This window comes from Flavobacteriales bacterium (assembly GCA_016715895.1).
Lineage (GTDB): Bacteria > Bacteroidota > Bacteroidia > Flavobacteriales_F > PHOS-HE28 > PHOS-HE28.
Genome location: JADJXH010000004.1, coordinates 116,644 through 142,330, shown reverse-complemented (window position 1 = coordinate 142,330; position 25,687 = coordinate 116,644). Strand labels below are relative to the sequence as shown.

Below are 25,687 nucleotides of genomic sequence, written 5' to 3'. Positions count from 1 at the left end.
ATGACGCAGACCCACCGACCGATGAACCGCCCCACCGCACGCACCTTCGGCCTGCTCATCCTGGCCGTGCTGCCCCTGGCCGCCGGTGCCCAGAAGCTCAAGGAGCGCATGGCCGCGCGTTACGCCGAGGACTTCGACTATCCCGCCATGGCCAAGGTGTACCAGGACCTGGCCGACAAGGGCAAGGCCGATGCCACCGACCTGCGCCGACTGGCCATGGCCTACAAGCGCATGGGCCGCCTGGACCTGGCCGAGGCCACCTACGCGCAGCTCACCAGCGGATCGCCCAGCCCGCAGGACCTCTTCGACCATGCCGAGGTGCTGCGCACCAACGGCAAGTACACCGAGGCCAACCAGATGTATGCCCGCTACCTGGAGCAGAACCCGGGCGATCCCCGGGCCGAGGCCTACGTGAAGCATCCGGACCTCTTCGACCGCCTCAATCGCGACAGCAGCAGCGCCAGCATCCGCACCGTGCCCATCAACAGCCCGCAGGCCGACCTGGGCCTCACCGTGCTTGAGGAGCTGCTGCTGTTCAGCAGCGCGCGGGGCGAAGGGACCGGAGGCAAAGCCGCCTACAAGTGGGACGACCAGCCCTTCCTGAACCTCTACAGCGCCCTGCTGAAGGGCCAGACCGCCGAGGAGCCGATGGTGATGCGCAAGGACGTGAACAGCCGCTTCCACGATGGCACGGCGAGCTTCGACTCCCTGGCCGACCGCCTCTACTTCACGCGCAACAACTTCTTCTACGGCACCAAGGACCTCGCCGACGATGGCGAATTGAAGCTCGGCATCTTCTTCACCGACATCACCACCGGCGAGTTCGGCAACCAGGAGTGGGGCAACCTGATCCCCTTCGACCACAACAACCCGCAGTACAACGTGGGCCACCCCTGTGTAAGCCACGATGGGCGCCGGATGTACTTCGTGAGCGACATGCCCGGCGGCCAGGGCGGCACCGACATCTGGTTCTGCGACAACCTGGGCAACAACTGGGGCGCTCCCCAGAACATGGGCCCCAAGGTGAACAGCCCGGGGAACGAGATGTATCCCTTCATCGGGCGCGACAGCACCTTCTTCTTCGCCAGCACCGGCCACCCCGGCCTGGGCGGGCTGGACCTCTTCCGCACCAAGCTGCTGCCCACCGGGCCCGGCACGGTGTTCAACCTGAAGGCCCCGATGAACTCCCGCTACAACGACTTCGGTCTGTTGCTGCTGGCCGACGACAGCACCGGCTTCTTCGTGAGCGATCGTCCCGGCGGCGTGGGCAGCGACGACGTCTACGGGTGCACGGTGCGCCCGCCCATGATGTACCTGGCCGGCATCGTGATCGACAAGGCCACCCGCCAGCCCATCGAGGGCGCCACCATCCTGCTGAAGGATGAGAAGAACGAGCACGTGAAGCGCTATCAGCTGGAGACCGAGCCCGGCGGCAAGTTCAAGATCGACGCCGAGTACCGCAGCAAGTACGTGATCGTGGCCACCAAGAACGGCTACTTCCAACAGGAGGTGAGCGTGATGACCGACAGCGACCCGCTGGAGGACATCGTGGTGGAGATGACCAAGTACGACTACGCCGCCGAGGGCGTGGTGATGCACGGGGAGACCGAAGTGCCGCTGAGCGGCGCCAGGGTGATGCTGTACGATGGCAACGACCAGCTGCTGGAGGAACGCACCACCGATGCCACGGGCAAGTACGCCTTCGCTCTGAAGCCCGAGAGCGACTACCGCATCCGCGTGGAGAAGGAGGGCTTCTTCAAGCAGAGCGCGCGCATCAGCACCAAGGGCAAGCCCAGCGCCATCATCCACACGGACTTCCGCCTGTTCCCGCTGGAGGTGAACCAGGTGGTGCGCCTGGACAACATCTACTACGACTACAACAAGTGGAACATCCGTCCGGACGCGGCCCTGGAGCTGGACAAGCTGGTGCAGACGCTGAACGACAACCCCACGGTGAAGATCGAGCTGAGCAGCCACACCGACTGCCGCGGCAAGGACGCCTACAACCTGAGCCTGTCGCAGAAGCGGGCCAAGAGCGCCGTGGACCACATCATCGCCAAGGGCATCGCCAAGGACCGGGTGACGAGCAAGGGCTATGGGGAATCGCTGCCGAGCGAGAAGTGCGTGTGTGAGAAGTGCAGCGAGGATGAGCACCAGCGCAACCGCCGCACCGAGTTCAAGGTGCTATCGAAATAGGGTAGGGGGGTTAGTTGGACGAGCGGCGGGCTCCTGCGATGCGGGGGCCCGTCCTCATTTACCCCTGCCACTAGCCACCAGCCACCAGCCGCCGGCCGCCAGCCGCCAGCCGCTGGCGATCAGCCTCCGGCGCGGGTCCGGGATGGAGAGATGGCCTCTTTTGGACGCTCCACCGCGGCCGATCTACCTTCGGGGGTATGATCGCCACCCGCATCCCCCAGAAGGACGCCCGGTTCTATTTCGTGAGCTATCCCGCCGAGGACCTGCTGCGGCGTGTGCGCTTCATCAGCCGGTACTACGCGGAGGGCGAAGCGGCCATCGCCGCCGATCCGGGGACGAAGGACGATGAGGTGGCCGGCTTCATCGGTCGCATCGAGCGCAGCGACGCCGCCTTCCAACGCGCCATGAGCAAGGCCAAGGTGAAGGCCATCCGCAACTTCTACGAGACCGCCGTCACCCAGCCGCCCATCCCCGGCACCGTGCTGCTGTTCACCAGCGAAACGCTCGACTTCAGCCCGCTGGGGCACTACCAGCATGTGGGCGACCTGAAGGAGCCGCGCGAGAAGTACCTGATCATCGACGGCCAGCATCGCCTGGCCGCGCTGGAGTTCTTCTTCCGCAGCCATCCCGAGGAGGCCCGCAGCATCCACGTGCCCTGCGTGGTGTTCGATGGGCAGAGCGAGGACTTCGCCGCGGAGATGTTCGTGATCATCAACAGCACGCCCACCCGCATCAACAAGAGCCACCTGATCGACCTGTACGAGAAGGTGAGCTGGGAGAAGCCCGACAAGCGGCTGGCCGCGAAGGTGATCGAGCGCCTCTACGGCGACCCCGACAGCCCGCTGCGCTACCGCATCAACCGCCTGGGCAACCGCAGCAAGCAGGAGAAGTGGATCATGCAGGCCGAGCTCTTCAACGAGGTGCACCGGTGGATCGTGCGCAGCACCAAGCGCGGCGAGACCGTGGATGCCAGCGCCCGCACGGTGGAGAAGCGCTACCGCACGGTGCAGGAGTTCCTGCGCGCGGCCCGCAGCGCCTGGGGCGATGCCTGGGGCCACCCCAAGTACCACGTGACCAAGCCCGTGACCCTGAAGGCCATGTTGCGCGTGTGCGCCGACCTGGCCATCGCGGACCAGCAGGCCGATGAAGGGCGCGAACGCCGCTGGGCCCAGCGCCTGGCCCCCTGGGGCGAGGTGGTCCGCGAGTTCCGCGACGAGGGCTTCTACGAGCGCTTCGCCGCCAAGGGCCAGGTGGAACGCGTGGCCAAGGTGCACCGCTACCTGGCGCAGCGCGTGGGCCTTTAGGGATGAACAGGGGCCACAGGCGCCCAAGGATGGAAGCTCCTTTGTGGCCGGGAACGGAGCGGCAGCGGCCTAGCTTCGGGCCAAACAACATCCCATGCGAAAAGGACTACTCGCCCTCGCCGCCGTCGCCGGCCTTTAGGCCTCGGCCCAGTTCGGCACCGCGCCGGACTTCACCGTCACCGACCTCAACGGCGCACAGCACAACCTGTACACCTGGCTCAATGCGGGCAAGGTGGTGATCGTGGACGCCTCCGCCACCTGGTGCGGCCCCTGCTGGTCGCTGCACCAGAGCCACGCACTGCGCGACCTGTACAACAACTACGGTCCTCCGGGCAGCGATCAGCTGCGCATCCTCTTCTACGAGGCCGATGCCAGCACGACCCTGGCCGACCTCCAGGGCAACACGGGTTCCACGCAGGGCGACTGGCTCACCGGCACGCCCTATCCCGTGGTGAACGAGGCGCCGCTGACCCTGCAGGGCAGCGTGTGGTGGCCTCTGGGCTTCCCCACCGTGAGCCTGATCCGCCCCAGCGACAAGGAGATCGTGGAGGACATGTGGAACTTCAGCTACAACCAGATGGTGGCCGAGATCAACCAGATCATCACGCTCGCCGCGGTGTCCGTGCCGGAAACGGCCGAGATGGACGGTGTGCGCCTGTTCCCCATCCCGGTGGCCGATGTGCTGAACGTGGACCTGGGTGACGTGCAGGCCGATGAGCTGGTGGTGCTGGACGCCACCGGCCGCGTGGCCACCCGCCACGGCGTGAACGGCGAGACCCTGCTGCAGCTTGATGTGCAGGCCCTCGAGGCCGGGCACTACCTCGTGAGCATCCGCCAGCGCGGACAGGAGGTGGGCAGCCGCCGCTTCGTGAAGTGAGCTCCGGAACGATCCACGGCGAAGGGCGTCCTGCGGGGCGCCCTTCCTCGTTTCACGTGCGCCGGAACAGGAGGTTGAAGAGCGTGCGGTCCACCAGCACCTCGTGCAGCACACCGTCGCGGTAGGTGTAGTGGTTGGTGCCCTTTTCGGGCATGGTGAGGATGTAGCGGCCGTCGCCGACCGCGCGCAAGGGGCAGTCGCGCAGCTCGCTCTCCACGAAGATGCTGTCCTGGCCGATCGGTTCCTCGTAGTACATGCGGGCCACGGTCCAGGGGTTGTCCGTGCGGCCCACGAAGACCTCGCCCGGATGCACGTAGCACAGCGGCCGCCCGCCCACGGTGTACAGGTAGCTGCTGTCGCGGAGCTCATCGTCCACGTGGTAGGTGCTGTAGCAGCGCGTGAGCTGCCCACCCTGGTACTCGGTGAGCATGTCGCTGCGCACGTCGTGGGTCCACAGCACCACGATGGAGGAGCGGGAGGTCATGCGGTACACCGCCTTCCCCGCCGCCTCCGTGCGTTTCACGTCGATGCGGCCCACGGGCTTGCCGCCTTTGAGGATCTGGAAGGTGCCGTCCTGCGCGGAGGCGGTGAGCGCCAGCAGCAACACGGGGATGAGGCAGGCGCGGCGCACGGGTGGAGCAAGATAGGGAGAGGGGCTAACAGGAGGGAGGAAGGAACAAGGAGGAAGAGCCAGGGAGGAAAAGATGAAAGCTGAAAGCTGAAAGAAGAGACGACCTGACGGCAGCGGTGGACACGAACTCACGCGGGGGGTAGAGGACGCAGAGCGCATCCCGACCGGCACTGCGAGGCGCTGTGATGGGCCGCTGGGTGAAGCGCCGTGGCAGTCTCCCTTGAGCGGTGGGAGCAGGAAGGAAGAAGGAACAAGGAGAAAGAGCCAGGAAGAAAGTTGGGTGGCAGCCTGACGGCAGCGGTGGACACGAACTCACGCAGAGGGGCAGAGGGCGCAGAGGCGGGCGTCGGGAAGACGGGTGCGGGGAGGAAGAAGGAGGAAGAACGAAGAGCTAGGGGGCCGGCGTGCGCATGTGGTGCTGACACAACGGCGGATGGCGGCGATGCGAAGGCAGATGTGCGGATCGCGAAGGGGAATGGCGGGGATGCAAAGGGGGATGGAACGGATGCAACGGCCGTTGACGGCGTTGCAACGGCCGATGGCGGCAATGCGAACCCCGATCGCGACCTTGCAAAGGCCGTTGGCGGTGATGCGATCGGGAACGGCAGGGATGCGAAGGCCGATGGCGACCGTGCAAAGGCCGATGGCGGCGATGCAAACCCCGATGGCGCCCTTGCAAAGGCCGTTGGCGGGGATGCAACGACGAACGGAAGTCGTGCAAGGGAGCACCGACCTGACACGATCGCCGATGGCGGGGTTGCAAAGGCCGATGGAGGTGATGCGAAGGCCGATGGCGCTGATGTGAAGGCACTGACGTGGAGCTCCCTGACCTGTTGATGGCCTACCCCAGGCGACCGCCGAAGTATGCCAGGCGATGGTGCCATCTGTTTGGTGAGCGGCCGGACCCGGAGCCGTTGGAAAATGGTGCCGCACACCCCACGCCTCCCAACCGGTAAGTCCTCTGCGCGGATAACAGATGCAGCATCCGTGGAACCATGAACAGGAAAAGTGAGACCTGGCGTTGGTGCTTTGTACTCGATCGGTCCCTTTTGATAAGGGATCGCAGGTTGATCGTGTGAAATGGTTTCAACAATCGAAAGTTAAAAACCTGTTGGCCTAAAACGGAACCCGGGCTTCCACAGGGATCGTTGAACCGGCCAACGGCGAGCATCAAGCAAACCAACACACACACACAGTACCAATGGACAAGAAACAGGAAAACCAGTTGACGATGTTCTATGCGGTTCAAAAGACGCTGGAACGTCACGGGGCCGTATGGAGCGGAACGCCGGCGATGGTGGCCGCTTCGACGGAGTACGATGCGAACATCGCGTCGTTGGAGGCCTGCGTGGAGAAGCAGGTGATCGACATCCGGGGTTTCGCCCGCGCGAAAGCGGAGGCCGAGGCCGAGATGGTGGCGATGACCCTGCAGGTGGCGGGCGGGGTGCGGGCCTACGCGACGGTGGTGGGAGACAGCGTGCTGGCGGACAAGATGAACGTGACGCGGAGCACGCTGCTGCGTCACCGGGACAGCGTGGTGGCGCAGCACTGCCAGGGGATCCACACCGAAGCGACGGCGGTGGTGGCGAGCCTGGCGGACTATGGTGTGCTGCCGGCGACGCTGACGGCGCTGCAAGGTGCGATCGACGCGTATGTGGCGGCGATCACGGCGCCGCGGAACGCGATCACGCAGCGCAAGGGTGCCACGGCGGAGCTGCGGATGCTGATCAAGGACACCACGAAGCTGCTGGTGAAGCGGCTGGACAGCCTTGTGGAGCAGTACCGGCTGGCGAACGCGGAGTTCTACCGTGAGTACCACAACAGCAGGATGATCGTGGACCTTGGAACGGGAAGCGGCGAGGGCACGGGGACCCCGGTGCCTGTGGCCGCCTAAGACGGAGAACGCTCGCCGCCGACGAACCCTGGGCCGCTGGTCCGGGGTTCGTCATTTTCAGGAGGAAGAAACCACAGATGAACGCTGATGGACACAGATGGACGAAGAGGGACCGGGATGGCGGGCGGGGAAGGGTCCGCAGATGGCGCAGGACCTGTCCCGCTCCTGCGGGATGACGCAGGTAATGCCGGGGCTCGCAGGCTCGCTGGATCATCCGCAGATGGCGCGGGACCTGTCCCGCCCCAGCGGGATGACGCAGATGAATGCAGGGCTCGCAGGCTCGCTGGGGTTGACCACAGATGGACGCTGATGGACACAGATGGACGGAACTATGCCGGGATGGATGCTGATGGAAGAGGGACTGAAATGCGGGTATGGCACGGAGCCCAGATCCGCGCCAGCGGGGGTCGTGGGTTGAGGGTTCGAAGGTTTGCTGGTGGCCGGAGGCCGGGGTTGGTACGGGCGAGGGTGGAGCGGTGCGAGGGTGCGCGGCCGGTGGGCTTGGATTCCAGGCCCTGGAGGTTTGGATGGCGGATGCAAAAAGGCCAGCGGAGCCTGGACCGACGGCCAGGAGGCCGGAGGCGGGGGGACGAGCGGACCTGGTGGGTCCTTGTAGCGGTGATGCTAAAACAGGCCACGCTGGCCATGGACTTTGCTGCTAAAACCCTGGCCTTGATGAGCCGCGCGCCGACTGCGAAAGAGGACGAGGACCACTGCGACGACATGGGTGAGCGCCGACCAGCTTATAGGGCGGGCCTGGATGCGGTTGAGGATGCCGTTGAGGAACCCGCTGAGATGGCGATCACCCGAGGATGGCCTTGACGGCTTTCAACTTCTCCACGAGCTGAGGATCTGCGAGGTCCAGTTGGAAGGTGAGCGAGAGCTGCGAGCGTAAAGGCCCACGCGGTGAAGCGGGATCTGCAGGACCCGCCTGGGCGGATGGCTGTTGGCGAGGGAAAGCGCATTGAACCCTTCCCGTAAGTACATCGGCTGATAGCGGCTGCGCCGGCTTTGGGTGGCGCTGGCGCATCTCGTCGCGCCATGCGAGCACCTTTGGGAGCACGACCGGGCCAATCCTCTTGTGCCGCAGGAAATCATCCTCGAAATGGATGAGGTATTGCAGGGCGGACCAGCTGTCGATCGCTTGGGCCATCGCCCACCGAATGATCCCATAAACAGCAGTGGTGTGCGCGAATTGTTGTTCGATGCGAACGAACTCTTTCGGGTGCAACGGCCAATCAGCCGGTATCCCAAGTGGGTTGATCAACCGCTCGAACTCTCCACGAAACGCAGGCGGGCATTTGATCACCTTTCCCTTGCCTTGCGGCCGCATGGTCCGCATCACGCTGGCCACGGTACTGACCCTGTTGCGAGCGCACCATTCAAGGGCCTCGGTGCTGAGACCCACGTATGGAGCAAGCGTGGCTACAGGGAACTTGCGTACGATCGGGTAGCGCGGCCGAGGTAGCGGGGTAAATGCTTGCGGCACGCGAATGCGAATTGTGGCAAACGAAGCTACTACGCGACATACCTACTGCACGCTGCTTCAACCTCCTTCAACGCTTTCATGAAGCGCGGCTTGAGCCGGTCGTTATCGGGTCCCGACCACGAATGCCAAGATCCGAGCTCGTATATCTCCTTCACGTGCTTTAGGAACTCCGGCTCTTGAAGGTCTTTGCCTTGGCGGGGCAAAACAATAGCGATGATGAGCTGATCATCGGAGACGTCAATGGCAATTCCTCTCAGGGCTTCACTTCCGGATAGGGACCCAAGAACCGCTCCCCGTTGAAGTGGATCATGTGCTCTGGATCATCGGCAAGCCACACCTCGGATTCCCAAGAGATGTCAGGTAAGAACTTGCGGAAGTCCGCACGGTTCATGAAGGCTGTGACGAACACAAGGCCGGCGCGTGAGCCACTGAACAATCGCTGGAGCTCAACGCGACGCTTGCCGTCGATCGGGCCAGCGGTAGTGACGGCCTCGATCAGAAGGAGCCAGTCCTTTTCAAGATCATGCACCACTACGTCGGGCATCTTGGCAGGTGCCGGCACCTTGATCCCCAGGGCAGCGAATGCCGGCTTCTCGAACACGCCGAACTTGCTCTCTGTGTCACCCACGTAAAGTATCACACCTCCAGGCGCAAATCGGGGGCAGAATTCCTCGATGATGTGCTTCATCAAGGGGTTCTGCCCACCTGGCGAGAGGGTCACCGCTGCGCCACCCGGGAGGGTAACCGGTATGCGATGCGACGCACGGTGGCGCTTGAGTTCATTCCGAATGTGCTCGACCCGTGCGAGATAATCCGTGAGCTTTTGTTGCCAGTCCTTTGTACGGTAAGATCGCAGCAAAGCCAAGGCATTCCCCTCGACCTGATACACGGTTTTGCCGCTGTTCGTTGGTCTGTGCGGGTTGTCCGGGTTGCGCACGAGCAGACCATGCTCCACGAAGAACTTGACAGCATCATCGCGGATCGACTCACGGGTGTTCGGCGCATACCTCACACCATAGAATTTCTCGATGAAGCCGATGATCGGGGTGATCCCTCGCAAAGGAGCGGTGGATTCAGACCAAGACTTGGCTGGGTCGAGAGCGACCATGGCCAACAGCGTGTACGCCGCCGCTTCGTTCGCTTGTTTGCCCCTGAAGCCCAGGTGCTTCAGGATCCCTATCGCCTCATTTAGCCGGCGAACAGTCGGTGGTGCCGATGGATCGAAGAGCTCCCAGTTATCGACCAAGCTCATGCTCCACCAATTGATCGATCAAGCTCTGCACCATAGGCTCGCTCCGGAGCTGCGCACCGATGCGCTCCAAAGTAGTCTTGGCCGGATACGGCAGTGTGCGCAAGTCAGTGGCGTTCACCTGAGTATGGCCACTGAACCGCCGGAAATGCTGGTCCACGACCGTAGAGTTCAGATATGCGGCAAGACCTTTAGCCAAGGACATATCCAGACCAGCCCCGTTCCGGTGAAAGTAGTTGAGATGGTTCTCGAAACCTATCTCATCAGCATCGATACGATCGGGGTCATAAATGCATGCCACGATCCTGCGGCGCTCTTCCTTTGATGAGAAGCGTTTCACCAGTACGTATGTGCCACGAGGCACCATCAACGACTTTGTGGCGGGATCTGAAATGATCGCATTCGGTTTGCGACCATACGGAATGGGCCACGAGATGAACCCCTTGTCGAAGTGCGTTGAATAGATGAGCGGTACGGTGTTCTCAGAGGGTTCCTGAACTATGTACTCTTCTGCTCTGAAATCTACTACGCGACCAGTAGATACGCTCAAGCCTAAGTCCTTTAAACCTGTTCTGATCTGGCGAACGATACCAGCAGCCCGACTTTGATCCTGGTTGGTCTCCAAGTGGATCATGAGTTCCGGGTCGGCTGGATCCACCACCTCGCTCATGGGGACTCTCCTCATCGTGACGGGGTCACCGGCTCGACCACTACTGTTACTTATGACCAGATCCGGAGGTGCCGGCTTGCCGACGACAGCATGGTAGATGACATTCTCCTGGAGCACTTTATCCCCTTTGAACGCAGCGGTTCGCGAGTCAAATAGGTGCAGCCTGTGAAGAGCGGTCCGGCTCATCAGGTCAGCCCGGAAAGGCCGGAAGTATGGACCATTGCAGAAGCTCCTGGGAGTGATGGCAACAAGCTCACCGCCCGGTTCCAGCAGGCGGATCATGAGCGCCACAAACCCGGTGTAGAGGTTACTCGTTTCAATGCCAACCGAACTCAGTGAGGACCTGACTTGAGAGGTGCTACTGATCTTGCGGTACGGGGGATTGACAATGGCCGTGTTGAAGCTGGTCCGATCACTCGCGAACAGATCATCGCGCAACATGCCTGCCGCGCCTTCAATGAAGTCTTCAGCGTGGATGTGGTACTCGAAGCGCACACCATGCTGCTTACACCGGTCTTGGCAATCCTTCATCGTGGAGCGAAGGCCGTCAAGCATCAGTGGGTCAAGCTCGTACGCAGTAGCGCTTATCTGCTTGGGACGATCAGTGTCAGCAAGTAGTCGTTGAACGAGAGCATGTGTCAGTGCACCCGCACCCGCACCCGCGTCGAGCAGTTTGACATGCTTGCGATAGGTCCTGAACATCGACGCCATCAACACCGCCGTTGGTGGAGGTGTTAGGAACTGACCTAATGCTGACTTCCTCGTGCGGTCAACCAACGCTTCGGCGGCGTCGACTTCAAGAACATCCAAGCGACTCACCACTGCGTCCAAGTCCTCCAATCGTTCTACTCTACGTGCCATGGTCCGTGCGGCTAAGTTCTAACCAATCTCAATACCCCTGAGGTGCGCCGAACATCAGGCGATGAGGGAGTGGGCGAGGTACTTCGACCACCGGTGGTTGTGGGCTACGAAGAAGGGAGACTTCGTGTAGTTGGCATAAGCACCGCCCTGCTTGTAGGTGCTCTGCTCCACCGTGATGTTCTCGGCCTTGCACTCCACCACCACCAGGGGGATCTTTTTCTCGCGCTTCTCGGCCGCGCTGCGCCAAACCACAATGTCCGCCCGGGCATCGCTGTGGCCACGGTCCCCGTCGATGCGCATTTCCTCGGCCATCTGGACCAGCGCATAGCCGTACTCGTTCACCAGCACGCACACGTACTGTTGCCGTACCGCCTCTTCGGGCGTTTCCACGAGCCACTTGTCGCGGAGGTGGCTTTTAATGCGGCCCTTGCCATCACGCACCACCTCTACACGCGGTGTGACCTTGTCCGACTTCTGCTTTGCCATGGAATCTGTCGATCGAGATGGGGGTAAGTATAGGGGATGGTGGAACGTGTTGGGGGAACCGGTGGGGGAATAGCGGGGAACCCTTACCTTCATTCCCATAACCCCCCACCCATGGATGGACGGAGCACCGGGATGCTCGTAGCGGTGACGATGGGGCTGCCGCTATGCGGGCAGTACATGGTGAACCCGTACCAGGACCACAATGGACAGGTCTTCGAGGTTCCGGTACCCTTGAACTGCGGGGGCAATTGCAGCAACTACGTGGGGGAGTATCAGATCTTCCTAAGCGATGGGCACTGGAACCTGGGGGATGCCGACCGCTACGCGACGTACCGGATCGAGGTGGTGTCCTTCCCCTTCACCCCACCGACCGGGCCGCCGGACACGGTGCTGAGACCCATGGTGATGCCGGACCTGCTGAGCTATGGCTATACGGACGAAGGCTATGGCTGCACGGGTTGGGCCTGGAACAGCACGGATCCATACCTGCCGGAGCCGACCCGCACGCTGATGCGGGAGGTGCGGGGTGACTTCACCGGCTCGGAGGGGGCGGGTCGGCCTGGATGAGCGACTACCAGGTGCTGGCCTCGGACCAGATGATCGCGGGTGGCGCGCCTTCCGCTTGCGGGGACCTGGGCCGCCGCAGTGTGCTGCCCCATACGGTGCTGAAGCACACGGTGTACCTGCACGATGACGGCGGGGTCGCACTGGACTCGGTGAGCTGGGTGTATGACCACACCCGCGGACGGATGCGGTACTATCCGTTCATTGACGGACCCTCGAACGCCAAGCAGTACTACGACCTGTGCTTCCGGCCCTTTGTGCGCACGGACAGCGCCGGACACACCTACGAGGCCACCTCCAATGCGAGCTGGAGCGGCGTGGCCAGCGGAGGAACGGCGAATTATTTCCCGGTGCCGCAGAACTGGGAGGACCTATGGCAACTGTACCCGACCGACCTGAGCGAACCCTTTGACAGTGTGTCCCCCGCCGACCGGCCACCGCCATACGCGATGCTGGAAGCCCCCCTGCTGGCAAGCAACGGAAGCTGCTATGCCGGCCATGCCGTGGACAGCGTGAGCGGGCAGATGGCCGATCTCTGGGGCGGCGCACCGTGGAACGAGGTCCCCCACACCTACGTGATCGACAAGCCGATCGACCTGCGGCTGATCAACGCCCAGGAGAAGGTGATCTACAACCCGAGCGATGTGACGATCGCCATGGACAGTGCCTACCAGGGCACGCCGCTGGTGTTCCCCGGCGGCACCACTTTCCGCACAGTACACGGCACTCACCCGAGCCGCGCGGATGTGGAGGCGGTGGATCCGCTGGGGCTGCTGGACCCGCTGTTGGTGCCAATGCCCAGCACCTTGGGCGACTCGGTGTCGTTCTACCGGATCGCGGACGGGAACACGCTGGTCATTGAACCGTGCGTGACGATCATGGACGCGGTGATCGTGGTGGAGGCGGGCGGCACCCTGTACTACGACGACCCGGTGGTGGACGGCAACTTCACCGTGGTGAACCAGGGCGGCACGGTGCTGCCCCTGAGCGCGGTGGCGCCGGACAAGCCCTGCCGGATGGCCTGCCTGGACGATGGGTACATGGAGGTGAAGGATGTGGTGGTGGACAGCACGACCACCTGGACGGTGAGCACGCTGCCGGGGGACGCGGACGCGGACGGCTCGCTGAAGATCGGGGGCACCCTGCGCGTGCGACCGGGCGCCACGCTCACCCTTGGGAGCGGGGTGGAACTGGCCTTTGGACCGCAGGGCAAGGTGGTGGTGGAGCGGGATGCGCGGCTGATCGCCGATGAGGTGACCTTCACCAACGCCTGCTGGACGATGTGGCACGGGGTGGAGGTGTGGGGGACGAAGGACTCCACACAGAACCTGTTCTTTGACCATCAAGGCTACTTCAAGGCCGAGGGCTGCGTGTTCGAGCACGCGCGGGAAGCGGTGCGGGTGTACCGCAGCGGTGACCCCAGCGGGGAACAGGCATACAACGGGGGCGTGGTGAACCTGGACGGCTGTGTGTTCCGGCAGAACGGCCGGTCGGTGCGGATCAAACGAACGACGAATCCAGGGAACGGCGGAGCGATGCGGAACTTGTGCGACATCCGCAACAACACCTTTTTAAGCGAAGGACCCCTGATCGAGGCCGATCTGGACCATGGGGAGACGGCGGAGGGCGCCTCACCGGAGCATGTGAGCCTCGAAGGTGTGTTCAACGTGCTGATCACCGGGAACATGTTCAGCGCGGCCTGGCCGGGCACACCTCCACCGCCGCACCGACGGGGTACGGGGGTGTATGGCTTTGACGCCAGCGTGACCTGCTACAGCAACGAGTTCCAAGGCTTGAGCGAGGGGGTGTGGACGGAGAACGACGAGACCTCGTACACCGCCCACCGGATCGCGAACAACGCGTTCACCGACTGCATCCACTCGATCCTGGTGGTGGGTGCGGCGAGCCCCTCGAAGATCCTGGCCAATACGATCGTGGTGCCACCGAGCCCAGAGCACGGCTATGCGGACGATGATGTGAACGTGGGATACGACCACCCGGTGGGCATCTACACCCTGATGAGCCGGAACATGCACATTGAAGGCAACAGCATCCGGGCCCCCGCGCTGGACAGCAGCGCCACGCGACTCAGCTACGGGATGGTGATCAACCGCAGCAATGGGAGCAGCACGGACGAGCACGTGAGTTTGGCGCACATGAACGAGATCGGCGGGGTGCATGTGGGTGTGCAGTGCGAAGGGTTGAACAAGGGTGATGCGTACTACGGTGCCGGGCTGATGTTGGAGTGCAACAGCTTCGGCGTGGGCGGGGATGTGCAGCGGCACGACATCGCGGTGGTGAGCAACTGGATCAGCGGCGACAGCCTGAACTTCGGCCTTCTGCGGGACCAGGGGAGCTGTGACTTCCCGTACACACAAGCTGGCAACACATTCTCAACGCTTGATTCCGATACGGCCACCAAGGACCATGTTTACTTCGACGACAATACACTAGCCGATAATCCCGGTTTCATGTACTCGGATGTCCAATCAAGCTTACCGATCGAATCAAATGTGGATTCGCTCAACGAGTGCGGAGGTTTTGATGAAAGGGTCTGTGTTGCGCTATTACTGGCAACGAAAGGAGAACTCAAAGAGCGGCGAGATGCCGACAAAAGCCTGATCACGGACACGGAGGAGGAGCTGGAGCACGAGGAGGATAGCACGGCGATCGTAGCGCTGGAACAGCGGCTTGCAACGCTCCGGGCCGTGTTGCGCAGCACCGAGAACATGCTGATCCACCATGTGTTGGAGCACGAGACCCTGGACAGTTTGTTGGAGGTGTTGGAGGAGGGTGCGGAGCTGCAGCGCTGGGTGCCCTACTACCTGGCCCTGGGCGACCTGGCGGCGGCAGATTCGGTGATCCAACTGCTCGTGGATGCAGAAGGTGGCGACCCCAGCCTAACCACCCAATTGTACCAACTGCGGTTGAGCGTGCTGGCAGGTCTGAGCCAGGCGGACCCCGCCTATGTGACCTGGTTGCGGGAGCTGATCGAAGCCGACCCCTATGGTGCCATGGCCCCCAAGGCGCTGCTGCGCCATGTGACGCGTGAGCCCTACATGCGTTGCCCGTGGAAGCTGAACGATGACCTGCCAGGCATTAGGAGCATGGAAACGGTACAACAGCCTGGGGCCAGGACTGCGCTCACATTGTATCCGAATCCGACCGCTGGGACGTTCAGCGTGATGCACGAAGACGGAACAGTCATCCGGTCCATCCGGATGTACAGTACCGAAGGCCGCGAGCTACGCCTGAACCATAACAAAGGGCACTATGACCCGGGACCGGCACAACCAGGACTCTATTTGCTTGTGGTTGAACAAGCGGATGGACATTTTGAGCAACTCCGCTTGATCCTGACCGCACCATGAGCCGGTATGTGCTGCTCCCGCTACTACAGCTGCTCACACTGATGGTGTTGGGCCAAGATGAACGCTGGATGCGGCTGCTGAACGGGGCAGGCGGCCCGGACCTGATCGGCGGTGTAGATCAGGCATCGGACAGCACCTACCGGACGATCGTGCGGTACAACATCGGCGGCACAGGTATAGCCGTGGCATGTGGGCTAGACACGAGCGGCGAACCGTTGTGGTGGAAACCGACAAGCCATAGCGCAGGCACCTTGCTCTGCGGATTGTCCAGATGTGTTGGTGTGCGAGCGGATGGGACGTGGTTGTGGGCGGGAAGTCTTATCCCGGGCGGAAACCAGGACCCTGATGCACTGGTGCAGGCCTTTACGGAAAGCGGCGACAGCCTGTGGAGCATTCGGCTTGAACAGACCGGATCACAAGGGTGTAATGCGATGACATTGACCAGTGATGGTGGTGCCGCACTTGCAGGGTTGCACAGCGATGGTGAGAACCAATTCTTCATTGTGCGCCTAAGCGCATTCGGCGACACCCTTTGGACAAAGAGATTAGGAAGTAGCCAACATGGGGAGAATGCGTACAGCATCGACACCACGGCGGATGGTGGCTTCATCCTCGCGGGCTACAAGGTGCAGAGCGGCGGGCAGTACGACCTGCACGTGATGCGGACGAACGCCACGGGGCAACTGCTGTGGCAGCGCAGCTACGGCAGCCCGTGGGATGACAATCCGGGCTTCATCAGCCGCCACAGTGCCGGAGGTTACCTCTTGGCCGGTGCGCGGAAGATCGCGGCCGTGGGGCTGCCCAAGCCGGTGCTCTACCGACTGGCGGAGAACGGCGATACGTTGTGGAGCCGGGACTATCCGGAGGACAACAACCGGGTGTTCTTCACCAGACCGATCGAGCTGGAGGACGGCGGGTGTGCGGTGGGTGGCACGGCGACCGACACGCTCAACGGGGCGGTGGTGGGGATGGCCATGCGGCTGGCTGTGGACGGGGAGCCGGTGTGGCGCCGCACGTACAGCACCAACCTGGTGGTGGACCAATACGTGTATGACATGCGCCGCACGCTGGACGGGGGCTTCATATTGGCAGGAACGGCCTTTGACAGCGCGCTGGTGAGCCAGGACGCGTGGCTGGTGAAGGTGGACAGTTTCGGGTGCCTGGTGCCGGGCTGCCAGGTGTTCGACGGGGTGCAGGAGCAGGTGACGGACCTGCGGGATGCGCTGCGGCTGTGGCCCAACCCTGTTCATGCGCAGGGGCAACTGCACGTGGCGATCGAACTTCCAGCAGGCTTTGCATTGCGCGGACCGCTTCGCCTGGCGCTGACGGATGCGGCCGGGCGGCTGGTGCAGGAACATGCGGTACCGGACGGTGTTTCAGCGTTCAGCTTTCCAGTTTCCTCTTTGCCCTCCGGGCTCTATCATGTGCATCTGCTGGATGCCACGCGGTGGCTGAGCGGGGGGAAGGTGGTGGTGTCTCCGCCGTAGCCTTGCGCGAAGACGGGACCAGGAAGGAAGAAGGAACAAGAAGGAAGAGCCAGTAAGGAAGATGGGTGGCGACCTGACGGCAGCGGTGGACACGAACTCACGCAGAGGGGCAGAGGACGCTGAGCAATTCCAGTTCTCGTCACTGCGAGGCGCTGCGATGGGCCGGTGCGTGGGCGACCTGGCGGCTGCGGACTCGGTGATCCAGTTGCTACTGGCCGAGGAAGGCGGTAACCCCAGCCTGACCACCCAATTGTACCAATTGCGCTTGAGCGTGATGGCTGGGTTGAACCAGGAGGACCCCGCCTATGTGACCTGGTTGCGGGAGCTGATCGAAGCCGACCCCTATGGTGCCATGGCCCCCAAGGCGCTGCTGCGCCATGTGACGCGTGAGCCCTACATGCGTTGCCCGTGGAAGCTGAACGATGACCTGCCAGGCATAAGGAGCATGGAAGCGGTACAACAGCCTGGGGCTAGGACTGCGCTCACATTGTATCCGAATCCGACCGCTGGGACGTTCGGCGTGATGCACGAAGACGGAACAGTTATCCGGTCCATCCGGATGTACAGCACCGAAGGCCGCGAGCTACGCCTGAACCATAACAAAGGGCACTATGACCCAGGACCGGCACAACCAGGACTCTATTTGCTTGTGGTTGAACAAGCGGATGGACATTTTGAGCAACTCCGCTTGATCCTGACCGCACCATGAGCCGGTATGTGCTGCTCCCGCTACTACAGCTGCTCACACTGATAGTGTTGGGCCAAGATGATCGCTGGATGCGGCTGCTGAACGGGGCAGGCGGACCGGACCTGATCGGAGGTGTTGCACAATACCCGGACAGTACATACCGCACCATTGTGCGGTACAACACAGGCAGTACGGGACATGCAGTGGCCTGCGGGCTTGACACAAATGGTGAGCTGCTATGGACACAACCGACGACCTACGGATCCGGTACACTTCAATGTGGACTCTCCCGGTGCGTTGGGATCAGAGCTGATGGGACGTGGTTGTGGGTAGGCGTGCTGTTCCCGACCGGAACCGCCGGGTCCGACCTGTTGGTGACCAGCTTCAGCGCCGAGGGTGACAGTCTTTGGTCCAGGCAGATCGAAACTTCTGTCTATGATGGTCCCAATGGTATGGTTCTCCTACCTGATGGTGGGTTTGCGATAGCAGGTTATTCAGACCCGGGATCGAACCAATTCTATCTGATGCGCTTCGCTGGTAACGGCGACACGCTCTGGACCAGAACCTTGGGAAATCCGCAACTATCCGAAGTAGCCTACAGCATCGACACCACGGCAGATGGTGGCTTCATCCTCGCGGGCTACAAGGTGCAGAGCGGCGGGCAGTACGACCTGCACGTGATGAAGACGAACGCCAACGGGCAGTTGCTGTGGCAGCGCAGCTACGGCAGCCCGTGGAGCGACAATACCGGATTCGCCACCGTGCTACGGAATGGACGGATCGCCCTGGCTGGCGGCGAGCGCGCAAGCAGCGGGACCAACAAACGCCCCGTGCTGTACCTGCTGGAGGCCAATGGCGATGAAGTGTGGTCCGCGCCGGACCCGGACCCACCGGAGTTCGGCGTGTACTTTGCCAAGCCCATTGAAATGGACAACGGCGACCTGGTGGTGAGCGGAGCGCAGACCTTGAACGGGGTGCAGGTAGGGATGTTGTCCCGGTTGGACAGCACGGGCACCCTGTTGTGGAAGCGCTACTACCAGACCACGGACCTGCCGAACTACACCTACGATGTGCGCCGCACGCTGGACGGGGGCTTCATCATGGCAGGAACGGCCTTTGACAGCGCGCTGGTGAGCCAGGACGCGTGGCTGGTGAAGGTGGACAGTTTCGGGTGCCTGGTGCCGGGCTGCCAGGTGTTCGACGGGGTGCAGGAGCAGGTGACGGACCTGCGGGATGCGCTGCGGCTGTGGCCGAACCCTGTTCATGCGCAGGGGCAGCTGCACGTGGCGATCGACCTTCCAGCAGGCTTTGCATTGCGCGGTCCGCTTCGCCTGGCGCTGACGGATGCGGCTGGGCGGCTGGTGCAGGAGCATGCGCTACCGGACGGTGTTTCAGCGTTCAGCTTTCCAGTTTCCTCTTTGCCCTCCGGGCTCTACCATGTGCATCTGTTGGATGCGACGCGGTGGCTGAGCGGGGGGAAGGTGGTGGTGTCTCCGCCGTAGGCTTGCGCGAAGACGGGGTGGAGTGAGGGAGGCAAAGCGGAAAGCTGAAAGTTGAAAGCTGAAAGCAGAGAAGACCTGACGGCAGCCGTGGACTCGGCCTCCAGCTTCCGGCCACCAGCCTCCAGCCTCCGACCGCTGGACCGGACCGCGTGATGACGGCTGGGAAGGGGAGATCGCTTCAGCGGCAGAGCCCGCTTCGCGATTACGTTGATGACAAGGATGCGGAGGGAGTCGGGAGTCTTCTGAGTCGGGAGTCTTCTGAGTCGGGAGTCCTCTGAGTCGGGAGTCTTCTGAGTCAGGAAGCTGTGGCGACCTGACGGCGGCGGTGGACAAGCACTCACGCAGAGGGGCAGAGGACGCAGAGCACCTCCGCATCGTCACTGCGAGGCGCTGCGCGAGCTGGTGCGTGGAGCGCCGCGGCAGTCTCCCTTAAGAGGGGCTGGCTCACAACCGGGGAGATCGCTTCGGCGGCAAATGCCCGCCTCGCGATGACGGTGTGGGAAGGGGAGATCGCTACCCTGCCTTCAATAGCGAGGTGATGCGCAGGACCCGACCGAACGACCTACCTTGGAAGTGCCATGCTGCATCCGATGCTTGTGACCACACACTTGATATGGCACCTGGCGTTGTTGACGACCCCGGTGACGGGGTGTGAAGCATGTGCGACGGCCCCGGTCGTTCGGCTTTTCCTAGCCGAAGAAGGAAGCGACCCCAGCCTGACCACCCAATTGTACCAACTGCGGTTGAGCGTGCTGGCAGGTCTGAGCCAGGAGGACCCGGCCTACGTGACCTGGCTACGGGAGCTGATCGAAGCCGATCCCTACGGTGCGATGGCCCCCAAGGCGCTGTTGCGCCAGGTGACGCGGGAGCCCTATATGCGCTGTCCCTGGAAGTTGAATGACGATCTGCCGGGGATAAGGAGCATGGAAGCAGTACAACAGCCTTGGGCTGGGACAGCGCTCGCAGCGTACCCGAATCCGACCACTGGGACGTTCGGCGTGATGCACGAAGACGGAACAGTCATACGGTCCATCCGGATGTACAGCACCGAAGGCCGCGAGCTACGGCTGAAGCATGACAAAGGGCACTATGACCCGGGACCGGCACAACCGGGACTCTATTTGCTTGTGGTTGAACAAGCGGATGGACAGGTTGAGCAACTCCGCTTGATCCTGACCGCACCATGAGCCGGTATGTGCTGTTCCCGCTACTACAGCTGCTCACCATGATGGTGCTGGGCCAAGATGAACACTGGATGCGGCTGCTGAACGGGGCAGGTGGTCCGGACCTGATCGGCGGAGTGGATCAGGCATCGGACAGCACCTACCGGACGATCGTGCGGTACAACATCGGCGGCACAGGTGTAGCCGTTGCATGTGGGCTAGACACGAGCGGCGAACTGTTGTGGTGGAAACCGACTAGCCATAGCGCAGGCACCTTGCACTGCGGACTGTCCAGATGTGTTGGTGTGCGAGCGGATGGGACGTGGTTGTGGGCGGGGGGGCTTACCCCTGGTGGAAACCAGGACCCTGATGCACTCGTGCAGGCCTTTACGGAAAGCGGCGACAGCCTGTGGAGCATTCGGCTTGAACAGACCGGATCACAAGGGTATAATGCGATGACATTGACCAGTGATGGTGGTGCCGCGCTTGCAGGATTGCACAGCGATGGTGAGAACCAATTCTTCATTGTGCGCCTAAGCGCATTCGGCGACACCCTTTGGACAAAGAGATTAGGAAGCAGCCAACATGGGGAGAATGCCTACAGCATCGACACCACGGCAGATGGTGGCTTCATCCTCGCTGGCTACAAGGTGCAGAGCGGCGGGCAGTACGACCTGCACGTGATGAAGACGAACGCCAACGGGCAGCTGCAGTGGCAGCGCAGCTACGGCAGCCCGTGGAGCGACAACATCGGCTTCGCCACCGTGCTGCGCAACGGGCGGATCGCCCTGGCAGGCGGCGAACGGGTGAGCAGCGGATCTAACATTCGCCCCGTGATGTACCTGCTGGAGGCCAATGGCGATGAGGTGTGGTCCGCGCCGGACCCAGACCCGCCCTGGTTCGGCGTCTATTTCGCCAAGCCCATTGAGATGGACAACGGCGACCTGGTGGTGAGCGGTGGACAGACCACGATCGACGGTGTGCATGTGGGGATGTTGTCCCGGTTGGACAGCACGGGCACCCTGTTGTGGAAGCGCTACTACCAGACCACGGACCTGCCCAACTACACCTACGATGTGCGCCGCACGCTGGACGGGGGCTTCATCCTGGCAGGAACGGCCTTTGACAGCGCGCTGGTGAGCCAAGACGCGTGGTTGGTGAAGGTGGACAGCTTCGGGTGCCTGGTGCCGGGCTGTCAGGTGTTCGACGGGGTGCAGGAGCAGGTGACGGACCTGCGGGATCCGCTGCGGCTGTGGCCCAACCCTGTTGAGGCGCAGGGGCAACTGCACGTGGCGATCGACCTTCCAGCAGGCTTTGCATTGCGCGGTCCGCTGCGCCTGGCGCTGACGGATGCGGCCGGGCGGCTGGTGCAGGAACATGCGGTACCGGACGGTGTTTCATCTTTCAGCGTTCCAGTTTCCTCTTTGCCAGCAGGGCTCTACCATGTGCATCTGCTGGATGCGACGCGGTGGCTGAGCGGGGGGAAGGTGGTGGTGTCTCCGCCGTAGGCTTGCGCGAAGACGGGGTGGAGTGAGGGAGGCAAAGCGGAAAGCTGAAAGTTGAAAGCTGAAAGCAGAGAAGACCTGACGGCGGCGGTGGACTTGGCCTCCAGCTTCCGGCTGCCAGCCTCCAGCCTCCGACCGCCGGACCGGAGCGCGTGATGACCGCTGGGATGGGGAGATCGCTTCAGCGGTAGAGCCCGCTTCGCGATGACGTTGTAGAAAAGGGTGCGGAGGGAGTCGGGAGTCTTCTGAGTCGGGAGTCCTCTGAGTCAAGAGGCTGAGGCGACCTGACGGCAGCGGTGGACACGAACTCACGCAGAGGGGCAGAGGACGCAGGGCACCTCCGCACCGACCCTGCGAGGCGCTGCGATGGGCCGGTGGGTGGGGCGCCGCGGCAGTCTCCCTGGAGCGGACGGGAACACCGGCACGCGTACCTTGGCTAGCGGTGCCTACATCGCCGATCTGGTGCTGAGCGACGGCCGCCGTGAACAGCACCGCGTGGTGATCCTACCCCGATGAAATACCGGACCCTAACGACGGTGCTGGCCTTGGCCTTGGGGGCCACCACGTGGGCACAGACCCAGCGGTGGATGCGCACGTACGATGGGAGCGAAGTTGGTAGCCCGGATGTATGTGGAAGTTTGTTGGTCTATCCGGATACCACGTACAGAACATTCATGGTTTGGAATACTGCTGGTGCAGGGCACGTACGCATGCAACAGGTCGAGGCCAATGGTGATACTGCGTGGACTCGCCAATTGAGCTTTCCTTCGGCTTGGTTGGGCACAGGCGCGGCGATGGCGAACATGGACGGGGGGGATTGGCTTGCGGCTTGGATCCTGGATACTGGCGGTGCCAACGAAGAAGATGGGATGTTGAGCAGAATGGATCAAGAGGGTGACACGCTTTGGACCACCCGAGTCGGCTGGACCGGTTTTGATGCATTCTATGACCTATGCCTCACCGGGGACGGTGGTAGCTGCGCAGCGGGCCTTTCGGTGCAGACCTCCCATCAGTTCCTGCTGGCCCGTTTTGATGGAGCTGGGGATACCCTCTGGACCCGGCGATTGGGGGATGCGCAGCGTGCGGAATCCTGTTACAGCATCGACACCACGGCGGATGGTGGCTATATCCTCGCGGGCTACAAGGTGCAGAGCGGCGGGCAGTACGACCTGCACGTGATGAAGACGAACGCCATGGGGCAGTTGCAATGGCAGCGCAGCTACGGCAGCCCGTGGAGCGACAACATCGGCTTCGCCACCGTGCTGCGCAACGGGCGGATCGCCCTGGCAGGCGGCGAACGGGTGAGCAGCGGATCTAACATTCGCCCCGTGATGTACCTGCTGGAGGCCAATGGCGATGAGGTGTGGTCCGCGCCGGACCCGGACCCGCCCTGGTTCGGCGTCTATTTCGCCAAGCCCATTGAGATGGACAACGGCGACCTGGTGGTGAGCGGCGGGCAGACCTTGAACGGCGTGCAGGTGGGTATGCTATCGCGGTTGGACAGCACGGGCACCCTGTTGTGGAAGCGCTACTACCAGACCACGGACCTGCCCAACTACACCTACGATGTGCGCCGCACGCTGGACGGGGGCTTCATCCTGGCAGGAACGGCCTTTGACAGCGCGCTGGTGAGCCAGGACGCGTGGCTGGTGAAGGTGGACAGTTTCGGGTGCCTGGTGCCGGGCTGCCAGGTGTTCGACGGGGTGCAGGAGCAGGTGACGGACCTGCGGGATGCGCTGCGGCTGTGGCCGAACCCTGTTCATGCGCAGGGGCAGCTGCACGTGGCGATCGACCTTCCAGCAGGCTTTGCATTGCGCGGTCCGCTTCGCCTGGCGCTGACGGATGCGGCTGGGCGGCTGGTGCAGGAGCATGCGCTACCGGACGGTGTTTCAGCGTTCAGCTTTCCAGTTTCCTCTTTGCCCTCCGGGCTCTACCATGTGCATCTGTTGGATGCGACGCGGTGGCTGAGCGGGGGGAAGGTGGTGGTGGAGTGAGGGAGGAAAAGCGGAAAGCGGAAAGCGGAAAGCTGAAAGCTGAAAGAAGGAGACTGTTCAGTAAAGTGTGTCAGGCCGGATTGCGAACTTCAACACCTGACCCATGGAGGACAAGACGGACAAGTTCGATTACGAAGCCTTCGAGAAGGAGGCCATGAAGCAATTGCTACTGGGCAAGCCCTTGAGCGGCAGCGATGGGGTGCTGACCCCGCTGGTGAAGCGACTGATGGAGGCCTCGCTACGGGGCGAGCTGAGCGCTCACCTGGCCGAGGAGCCGCCTGGAGGTAACCGGCGCAACGGACATGGGCGCAAGCGGGTGAAGACCGCCCACGGAGAGGTGGAGATCGCCACGCCGCGCGACCGTGAGGGAACCTTCGACCCGGTGCTGCTGCCCAAGCGCGAGCGCGTGCTGAACGCCGAGCTGGACATGAAGATCATCAAGCTCTACGGGCTTGGGATGAGCCAGCGCGACATAAGCGACCATGTGCGGGACCTGTACGGCATCGAGGTGAGCGAGGCCACGATCAGCGCGGTGACCGACCAGGTGATCGCCGATGTACAGACCTGGCGGCAGCGGCCCTTGGAGGCGCGCTACGCGATCGTGTGGCTCGATGCCATCCACTTCAAGGTGAAGCAGGAAGGGCGCGTGGTGAACAAGGCCGTATACACCGCCTTGGGCGTTGGCCCCGATGGCCACAAGGACCTGCTGGGCCTGTACGTGGGGCAGAGCGAAGGGGCCAAGTTCTGGCTGGGCGTGCTGGGCGACCTGCGCCAACGCGGCGTGGAGGACATGCTGATCGCATGCATCGACAACCTGAGCGGCTTCTCCGACGCGATCTCCTTGGTGTACCCACAGAGCGATATCCAGCTCTGCATCGTGCACCAGGTGCGCAATACCCTGAAGTACGTCAGCTACAAGCACTACAAGGAGGTGGTCAAGGACATGCGGGCCATCTACCGGGCCCCTGGTGAGCAGCAAGCGCTGCATGCCCTGGAGGTCTTCAGCGACAAATGGGGGGAACGCTACCCGCAGGCGGTGAGCTCCTGGCACACCAACTGGCCGCTGCTGGCCAGCCAGTACCGCTACAGCGAGCGCATCCGGCGGCTCATCTACACCACCAATCCCATCGAGGGCTTCCACGCTCAGCTGCGCAAGTACACCAAGACCAAGCGCGTCTTCGACAACGACATGGCCCTGCTCAAGCTGCTCTATCTGGCCCAGCAGCGCATCGTGGAGAAAATGGCCGCCAAGCCCATCTTCGCTTGGAGGGAGATAGCCGCCGAGCTACGCCTGCTCTTCGGCCCACGCTTCGATCCACAGGCGATCAACACCGATCAACAGGTTCTGAGTCTCCCCCGGACCCCCTCGTTCAAAACCCAACAACATCAACATCATCAGCAATAACGATGATGACACACTTTATCTAACAGACCCGAAAGAAGAGACGACCTGACGGCAACGGTGGACTCGGCCTCCAGCTTCCGGCCACCAGCCTCCAGCTTCCGACCGCCGGACCGTGGGATGAGGCGAGCAGGAAGGAAGAAGGAAGAAGGGGGAAGAGCCAGGGAGGAAAAGATGAAAGCTGAAAGCTGAAAGAAGAGGCGACCTGACGGCAACAGTGGACTCGGCCTCCGGCTTCCGGCCACAGGCCTCCAGCCTCCGACCGCTGGACCGGACCGCGTGATGACGGCTGGGAAGGGGAGATCGCTTCAGCGGCAAATGCCCGTCTCGCGATGACGTGTTAGGTAGAGTGCA

19 protein-coding genes and 1 pseudogene are annotated in these 25,687 nt (G+C 62.6%); 15 read left to right on the top strand and 5 right to left on the bottom strand.

Translation table 11 applies throughout. The features are described 5' to 3' along the window. From IPM49_09265 to IPM49_09255, 3 genes are all read left to right on the top strand, one after another. A complete protein-coding gene (locus IPM49_09265) occupies positions 1-2,196 on the top strand; it encodes a carboxypeptidase regulatory-like domain-containing protein (GenBank protein MBK9274714.1) in 2,196 nt (731 codons plus the stop codon). Positions 2,197-2,393: 197 nt separating this feature from the next. Further along, positions 2,394-3,500: a DGQHR domain-containing protein gene (locus IPM49_09260; protein MBK9274713.1), complete on the top strand. Its 1,107-nt coding sequence runs from the start codon at positions 2,394-2,396 to the stop codon at positions 3,498-3,500. Positions 3,501-3,741: 241 nt separating this feature from the next. Next, on the top strand, positions 3,742-4,377 hold the full coding sequence (locus IPM49_09255) for a hypothetical protein (GenBank protein ID MBK9274712.1): 636 nt from the start codon (positions 3,742-3,744) through the stop codon (positions 4,375-4,377). 52 nt (positions 4,378-4,429) lie between these two features. Here IPM49_09255 and IPM49_09250 read toward each other — a convergent pair whose 3' ends face one another. Continuing rightward, entirely contained in the window at positions 4,430-5,008 is a 579-nt protein-coding gene (locus tag IPM49_09250) for a hypothetical protein (protein MBK9274711.1), read from the bottom strand. A gap of 207 nt (positions 5,009-5,215) precedes the next feature. Here IPM49_09250 and IPM49_09245 point away from each other — a divergent pair, with 207 nt between their 5' ends. The 3 genes from IPM49_09245 (at position 5,216) to IPM49_09235 (ending at position 7,724) form a co-directional block, all read left to right on the top strand. Then, complete coding sequence (locus IPM49_09245) at positions 5,216-5,845, top strand: hypothetical protein (protein ID MBK9274710.1); 630 nt, start codon at positions 5,216-5,218, stop codon at positions 5,843-5,845. Positions 5,846-6,209: 364 nt separating this feature from the next. Next, positions 6,210-6,902 carry a hypothetical protein gene (locus IPM49_09240; protein MBK9274709.1) on the top strand — a complete coding sequence of 231 codons (693 nt, stop codon included), beginning with the start codon at positions 6,210-6,212 and terminating at the stop codon, positions 6,900-6,902. Positions 6,903-7,523: 621 nt separating this feature from the next. After that, complete coding sequence (locus IPM49_09235) at positions 7,524-7,724, top strand: hypothetical protein (protein ID MBK9274708.1); 201 nt, start codon at positions 7,524-7,526, stop codon at positions 7,722-7,724. On the opposite strand, the gene IPM49_09230 is transcribed toward IPM49_09235, so the two are convergent. The 4 genes from IPM49_09230 to IPM49_09215 form a co-directional block, all read right to left on the bottom strand. Next, positions 7,705-8,247, bottom strand: a complete 543-nt coding sequence (locus IPM49_09230; GenBank protein ID MBK9274707.1) for a hypothetical protein — start codon at positions 8,245-8,247, stop codon at positions 7,705-7,707. The two genes, IPM49_09235 and IPM49_09230, sit on opposite strands and share 20 nt — an antisense overlap. 397 nt (positions 8,248-8,644) lie before the next feature. After that, complete coding sequence (locus IPM49_09225) at positions 8,645-9,643, bottom strand: restriction endonuclease (GenBank protein ID MBK9274706.1); 999 nt, start codon at positions 9,641-9,643, stop codon at positions 8,645-8,647. Further along, positions 9,627-11,171 carry an Eco57I restriction-modification methylase domain-containing protein gene (locus IPM49_09220; protein MBK9274705.1) on the bottom strand — a complete coding sequence of 515 codons (1,545 nt, stop codon included), beginning with the start codon at positions 11,169-11,171 and terminating at the stop codon, positions 9,627-9,629. Before IPM49_09220 ends, IPM49_09225 begins: the two co-directional genes overlap by 17 nt. A 54-nt stretch (positions 11,172-11,225) precedes the next feature. Further along, positions 11,226-11,657, bottom strand: a complete 432-nt coding sequence (locus tag IPM49_09215) for a type I restriction enzyme HsdR N-terminal domain-containing protein (GenBank protein MBK9274704.1) — start codon at positions 11,655-11,657, stop codon at positions 11,226-11,228. A 111-nt stretch (positions 11,658-11,768) separates the two neighbouring features. Between IPM49_09215 and IPM49_09210 the strand changes: the two genes are divergently transcribed. From IPM49_09210 to IPM49_09170, 9 genes and pseudogenes are all read left to right on the top strand, one after another. Further along, positions 11,769-12,224: a hypothetical protein gene (locus IPM49_09210; GenBank protein MBK9274703.1), complete on the top strand. Its 456-nt coding sequence runs from the start codon at positions 11,769-11,771 to the stop codon at positions 12,222-12,224. Further along, complete coding sequence (locus tag IPM49_09205) at positions 12,221-15,592, top strand: hypothetical protein (GenBank protein ID MBK9274702.1); 3,372 nt, start codon at positions 12,221-12,223, stop codon at positions 15,590-15,592. The genes IPM49_09210 and IPM49_09205 overlap by 4 nt, the downstream gene beginning before the upstream one ends. Further along, positions 15,589-17,079: a hypothetical protein gene (locus tag IPM49_09200; GenBank protein MBK9274701.1), complete on the top strand. Its 1,491-nt coding sequence runs from the start codon at positions 15,589-15,591 to the stop codon at positions 17,077-17,079. The genes IPM49_09205 and IPM49_09200 overlap by 4 nt, the downstream gene beginning before the upstream one ends. A 61-nt stretch (positions 17,080-17,140) precedes the next feature. Further along, complete coding sequence (locus IPM49_09195) at positions 17,141-17,788, top strand: T9SS type A sorting domain-containing protein (GenBank protein ID MBK9274700.1); 648 nt, start codon at positions 17,141-17,143, stop codon at positions 17,786-17,788. A gap of 503 nt (positions 17,789-18,291) precedes the next feature. Beyond that, positions 18,292-19,269 carry a PQQ-like beta-propeller repeat protein gene (locus tag IPM49_09190; GenBank protein MBK9274699.1) on the top strand — a complete coding sequence of 326 codons (978 nt, stop codon included), beginning with the start codon at positions 18,292-18,294 and terminating at the stop codon, positions 19,267-19,269. A 578-nt stretch (positions 19,270-19,847) separates the two neighbouring features. Next, on the top strand, positions 19,848-20,456 hold the full coding sequence (locus IPM49_09185) for a T9SS type A sorting domain-containing protein (GenBank protein ID MBK9274698.1): 609 nt from the start codon (positions 19,848-19,850) through the stop codon (positions 20,454-20,456). Then, the gene (locus IPM49_09180) at positions 20,453-21,940 is read left to right on the top strand and encodes a hypothetical protein (GenBank protein ID MBK9274697.1); all 1,488 of its coding nucleotides are present in this window, start codon (positions 20,453-20,455) and stop codon (positions 21,938-21,940) included. The genes IPM49_09185 and IPM49_09180 overlap by 4 nt, the downstream gene beginning before the upstream one ends. Before the next feature lie 878 nt (positions 21,941-22,818). Further along, positions 22,819-23,931: a hypothetical protein gene (locus tag IPM49_09175; protein ID MBK9274696.1), complete on the top strand. Its 1,113-nt coding sequence runs from the start codon at positions 22,819-22,821 to the stop codon at positions 23,929-23,931. A 103-nt stretch (positions 23,932-24,034) separates the two neighbouring features. Next, a pseudogene (locus IPM49_09170) lies at positions 24,035-25,258 on the top strand (IS256 family transposase). Positions 25,259-25,687 lie beyond the last annotated feature (429 nt).